At 73.0% G+C, this 3,807-nt stretch carries 3 protein-coding genes; all 3 read left to right on the top strand.

Going from position 1 to position 3,807, the window contains the following annotated elements; translation table 11 throughout:
* Positions 1-161 precede the first annotated feature (161 nt).
* Positions 162-824: an endonuclease NucS gene (gene nucS, locus MXD58_RS22570; RefSeq protein WP_248836698.1), complete on the top strand. Its 663-nt coding sequence runs from the start codon at positions 162-164 to the stop codon at positions 822-824.
* A 551-nt stretch (positions 825-1,375) separates the two neighbouring features.
* Positions 1,376-3,151 (top strand): 3-hydroxyacyl-CoA dehydrogenase family protein, encoded by a 1,776-nt coding sequence (locus MXD58_RS22575; RefSeq protein ID WP_308302023.1) that lies wholly within the window; start codon positions 1,376-1,378, stop codon positions 3,149-3,151.
* Between the two features lie 174 nt (positions 3,152-3,325).
* On the top strand, positions 3,326-3,807 hold a 482-nt coding region (locus MXD58_RS22580; protein WP_250609875.1), incomplete at its 3' end, for a YkvA family protein.

Here is a 3,807-nt window from a genome sequence, read left to right on the forward strand (position 1 = left end):
AGTGAGCGCCGAGGAACCGCACCGGCGGCCCCGGCGGGGCCGGCGGGGCCGGCGGGGCCGGCGCCGGGAGGTTCGGTGCCGGTGTGGTCCGGCGGGTGGACCACTTCGTGGGCCCGCATCCTGGTCGGAGCGGGAGGGACCGGGCGCGATACCGTGACCGCATGCGGCTCGTCATCGCTCGGTGCAGTGTGGACTACGTGGGGCGGCTCACCGCCCATCTGCCGAGCGCGGTGCGGTTGCTGCTCGTCAAGGCGGACGGGTCGGTGTCGATCCACGCCGACGGCCGGGCCTACAAGCCGCTGAACTGGATGAGCCCGCCGTGCGTCATCGCCGAGGAAGAAGGCGTCTGGCGGGTGACGAACAAGGCCGCCGAGCAGCTCGTCATCACGGTCGAGGAGATCCTGCACGACTCCTCGCACGAGCTCGGGATCGACCCGGGGCTGCGCAAGGACGGCGTCGAGGCGCATCTGCAGGTCCTGCTCGCCGACCGGCCGGACGCCATCGCGCCGGGCCTGAGCCTGGTGCGCCGCGAGTACGAGACCGGCATCGGCCCGGTGGACCTGCTCTGCCGGGACAGCGACGGCAGCACGGTCGCTGTCGAGATCAAACGCAAGGGTGAGATCGACGGGGTCGAGCAGCTGACCCGCTACCTCGTCCGCCTGGAGGCGGACCCGGCCCTGCCGCACCCGGTGCGCGGGATCCTCGCCGCCCAGTCGATCACTCCGCAGGCGCGGCTGCTGGCCGCCGACCGCGGCCTGGGCTGCGCCACCGTCGACTACGACGAACTGCGCGGCCTCGAGCCGTCCATTCCGACCCTGTTCTGAGGATTTCGGCGCCTTTACCGGGGGCGCCGAGAAGCGTCGGACTGCGCTTTTCCGCTTGTGCATCCGCTCGTTCCCACCCGTTTTTCCTGCGACCTGGCGCACTAATTCCGACGTCCAGGTCAGGCGGATCCAGCGGTGAATCGCCGGGGCGAACCAGGTGATTCCCGGTCTGGAATCGTCGCGGCCGATCTTGGGCCGGCTCGCGGGAACGCTGCGAGAATCGGCGGGTCCGCGGTTCGCCTCCGACCGCCCCGCGGGCGAGGTGGCGGGGCGGCGATGACGTGCAGGAGCGTGGCATGGCCGAGTCCTCCCAGCAGCCCGAGTCCTCCCAGCGGTCCGAGTCCTCCCAGCGGTCCGAGTCCTCCCAGCGGTCCGAGTCCTCCCAGCGGTCCGAGTCCTCCCAGCGGTCTGGGTCCGCCGTGCGGTCTGGGTCCGCCGTGCGGTCTGGGTCCGCCGTGCGGTCTGGGTCCGCCGTGCGGTCTGGGTCCGTCCAGCGGCACGAGTCCGCCCGGCAGGATGCGCCCGGCGGACCCGGTGGCCCACGGATCGCCGTGGTCGGCCTCGGCACGATGGGCGCCGGGATCGCCGAGACCCTCGCCCACCGTGGCCTGGCCGTGGTCGGGGTGGAACGCGACCACGAATCCCTGCGGCGGGCCCGCGCGCGGCTGGCGCATTCCCTCGACCGGGCGCAGGGCCATGGCCGCCTCGATCCACCGTCGCGGGAGGACCTGCTCGCCCGCATCGGCCTGGGCACCGACCTGGCCGCCGTCGCCGACTGCGACCTGGTGATCGAGGCGATCGACGAACGGATGGACGCCAAGGCGGCCCTGTTCGCGCGCCTGGACGCCCTCTGCCCGCCGGGGACCGTGCTCGTGACGAACACGAGCTCGCTGTCGGTGACGGAGCTGGCCGCGGGGACCGGGCGGCCCGCCCGGGTGCTGGGCATGCACTGGTTCAATCCGGCGCCGGTGATGGGGCTGGTCGAGGTCGTGCGCACGGTGGTGACCGATCCCGACGCGCTCGAGGCCGTCGTGGCGCTGGCGGGGGCGGCGGGCAAGACCGCGGTCGTCGCGGCCGACCGGGCCGGGTTCATCGTGAACGCGCTGCTCTTCGGCTACCTCAACAACGCCGTGCGGATGGTCGAGTCGCGTTTCGCCACCCGGGAGGACGTCGACGCGGCCATGCGGCTGGGCTGCGGGCACCCGATGGGCCCGCTGGCCCTGCTCGACCTGATCGGCCTCGACGCGGCGCAGGCGATCCTCGCGTCGATGTACGAGCAGACCGGCGACCATCGCCACGCCCCGGCACCGCTGCTCGGTCAGCTCGTCGCCGCCGGCCTGCTGGGGCGCAAGGCGGGCCGCGGCTTCTACCCGTACACGGCGCCGGATTCCGGCGAGGTGGTCGGCACTGGGACTGCGGTTGGCACTGGGACTGCGGTTGGCACTGGGACTGCGGCCGCCGTCGAGGTTCCCCCGGTGCGGAGGGTGGGCGTGGTGGGCAGCGGCACGATGGCGCTGGGGATCGCGGAGGTGCTGGCCCGTTCGGGCCACGAGGTCATCGTGCGGGCGCGGCGCCCGGACGCCGCCGACGGGGTGCGGGCGCGGGTGCGAACGTCGCTGGACGCGGCGGTCGCGAAGGGGCGGCTCTCGGAGCAGGACCGCGACGGCGCGCTGAGCCGCCTGCGGGCCACCACCGACCTCGGCGACCTCGGCGGCTGCGACCTCGTCCTCGAGGCCGTCGTCGAGGATCTGGCGGTCAAGCGCGAGCTGTTCACCGACCTCGACAAGGTGGCCCGCCCAGGTGCGGTCCTCGCGACCACCACCTCGTCGCTACCCGTCATCGACTGTGCGATGGCGACCAGCCGGCCCGAGGACGTCGTCGGCATGCACTGGTTCAATCCGGCACCGGCGATGCGGCTGGTCGAGATCGTGCCGACCGTGCTCACCGGCGAGACGGCGATCGCGGGGGCGCTCGGACTGGCCCGCGCGGCCGGGCGCCACCCGGTGCGCTGCGCCGACCGGGCCGGGTTCATCGTCAACGCCCTGCTGTTCCCGTACCTCAACGACGCCGTGCGGATGGTGGAGGCGAACTACGCCACGATCGACGACATCGACACGGCTATGACGGTGGGCTGCGGTCATCCGCTGGGCCCGTTCGCCCTCGCCGACGTGGTCGGCCTCGACGTGACACTGGCGATCACCCGCTCTCTGTACGAGCAGTTCCGCGAGCCCGCGTACGTTCCCGCCCCGCTGCTGGAGCACCTCGTCCGCGCCGGCTTCCTCGGCCGCAAGACCGGGCGCGGCTTCCGCGAACACCGCCGGCGCTGAGCCACCGCGGGACCAGCCGGCCAGCCGCGATCATCGGTGCTCGCGCCGTCCTGGGTCGATCCACTGGCGCACTACAATGTCAGCGGTTGACAGGATGGGTCGGCGCCCGGCGTTAGTGCCGGCGTCCGGCGGGAAAGTCCGACTGATGGCGGCTGCGAAAGGCGACCCGGCGGCATGGTGACGCTCGACAAGGACACCGCCCGAGCGCTGGGCCGAGAGATCACGATGTTCGTCCCCGACCTTGTGATCATGTTGCGCCGGGTGGTGGCCGATCCACGGGTGCCCCACTCGGCGAAGGTGGAGGCCGCCGCCGCGCTGGCCTACCTGGCATCGCCGAAGAACCGGTTGACGAACATGATCCCGGTCGTCGGTCAGCTCGACGACGTGGCCATCGTGGCCTTCGCGTTCCGCCGTCTCGTCGTCGGTGCCGGCGAGCCGATCCTGCGTGAGCACTGGCGGGGCAGCGACCGCGGCTTCCAGGTGCTGATCGGCGCGTCGTCGGCGCTCGCGAGCCCGGCGGGCGCGGTGCGCAAGGCGAAGCTTGCCCGGTCGCTGGTCACCGCCGGCCTGGACCGGGTGCGGGGCGTGGGGTCGGCGTCCGGCGGCGCGGCGCTCGACCCCGACCGGATCGTCGACGGCGAGGTGCTGGGTCGGGC

The sequence above is a fragment of the Frankia sp. AgKG'84/4 genome, from assembly GCF_023242965.2.
Taxonomy (GTDB): domain Bacteria; phylum Actinomycetota; class Actinomycetes; order Frankiales; family Frankiaceae; genus Frankia.